The following is a 1,999-nucleotide window of genomic DNA, read 5'->3' as shown; positions in this document are numbered from 1 at the left end:
CCGGGGAACACGAACACCACACCACCGCGCCGGTCTTCCGCCCTTCCTTGGGTGACGGCCGGGTGGGGTTCGCCCGAAGCGACCGCTTCCAGTGCTCGTGCGAACTCCTCGCGTTCGGAGGCGACGATCACCGCACGGTGCTCCAGAACCGCCCGTCCCCGAGCCAGTACGGCGCTGATGTCGGTGAGTTGTGCTTCGGGGGCGGATCGGGTGAAGTCCCGCAGTGATCCGGCCTGTGCGCGAAGCGCGGCGTCGGAGCGAGCCGAGAGTACCCACGCAACCGGCAGATCACCGTCGGCCACGGTTTCTTCGGCTTCTGGGGCGGTCGGAGCTTCTTCGAGGATGACGTGGGCGTTGGTTCCGCTCACCCCGAAGGAGGACACCCCTGCCCGCCGTACCCGCCCGGTCTGCGCAGTCCACGGCCGCGCCTGTGTGAGCAGTCGTACGGCACCGGCCGACCAGTCCACGTGCGGTGACGGCTCGTCCACGTGCAGTGTCTGCGGCAGCAGCTCCTTCTGGAATGCCATGACCATCTTGATGATGCCGCCCACGCCTGCCGCGGCCTGCGCGTGGCCGATGTTCGACTTCAGCGAGCCCAGCCACAACGGCCGGTCCTCTGAATGCTCTTGACCGTAGGTGGCGAGGAGGGCCTGGGCCTCGATCGGATCGCCGAGGGTGGTGCCGGTGCCGTGGGCTTCGACGGCGTCGACGTCCGCCGCTGACAGTCCGGCGTTGGCGAGGGCCTGGCGGATCACCCGTTGCTGCGACGGCCCGTTGGGGGCCGTCAACCCGTTCGACGCACCGTCCTGGTTGACCGCGCTGCCACGCACCACCGCCAGCACCCGGTGACCATTGCGCTCGGCATCCGACAACCGCTCCACCAACAGCATGCCCACGCCCTCGCCCCAGCCCGTGCCGTCGGCCGCGGCGGAGAACGCCTTGCACCGGCCATCGGCCGACAACCCCCGCTGCCGCGAGAACTCCACGAAGGTGCCCGGCGAGGACATCACCGTGACACCCCCCGCGAGCGCCATCGAGCACTCCCCAGCCCGCAGCGCCTGGCAAGCCAGATGCAAGGCGACCAGAGAGGAGGAGCAGGCGGTGTCGACGGTCACTGCCGGGCCTTCGAGGCCGAACGTGTAAGCGACCCGGCCGGTAGCGACGCTACCTGCGTTGCCGTTGCCGATATAGCCCTCGGCTCCTTCGGGGACGGCGACCAGGCGGGAGGCGTAGTCGTGGTACATCACGCCGGCGAACACGCCCGTCTGCGATCCGCGTACGGCGGCCGGGTCGAGGCATGCGTGTTCGAGGGCCTCCCACACGACTTCCAGTAGCAGCCGCTGTTGCGGGTCCATCGCCAGTGCCTCGCGCGGGCTGATACCGAAGAGCTCGGCGTCGAACTCCCCGGCTTCGTACAGGAATCCCCCATGCCGGGTATACGTCGTCCCGGTGCGCGCCGGGTCCGGGTCGAAGAGCCGCTCCAGGTCCCATCCGCGATCCGTCGGGAACTCCCCGATCGCGTCCCCGCCCGAGGCGACCAGCTCCCACAGCCCCTTCGGCGAGCGCACCCTGCCCGGATAGCGGCACGCCATTCCGATGATGGCGATCGGCTCGTCATTGCCGACGGCCGTCGGCCGGCTGACCGGCGTTACGGCGGCCTCGGTGTCCTCCCCGACCAGTTCCGCCCGGAGAAAGCGGGCCACGGCCGCTGGGCTCGGCTGGTCGAAAACCAGGCTTGCCGGCAGCCGCAAGCCCGTCTCGGCGCTCAGGCGGTTCCGTAGATCCACTGCCGTCAGGGAGTCGAAGCCCAGGTCGCGGAAAGCCGAGTCCATCGGGACGGCCTCCGTCGCGGGGTGGCCGAGGACGGTGGTGACGTGCGAGCGGACAAGGGCGAGCAGAGTGTTGTGTTGCTGGTCGGGTGTCTGGTCGGCCAGGCGTGCGCGCAGGGTGGTGGTGGTGTCGGGTGGGGTGGTGCGTGGTCGGCGGGTGGTGGTGGGGG

1 protein-coding gene is annotated in these 1,999 nt (G+C 70.0%); it reads right to left on the bottom strand.

The window, feature by feature from the left end; genetic code table 11:
- Window positions 1-1,999, bottom strand: a 1,999-nt coding sequence (locus ACZ7DL_RS39025) for a type I polyketide synthase (RefSeq protein WP_470781824.1), incomplete at both ends; no start/stop codon positions are given.

This window comes from Streptomyces sp. NPDC036984, assembly GCF_055607665.1.
This window is presented reverse-complemented; position numbering and strand designations above follow the sequence as displayed.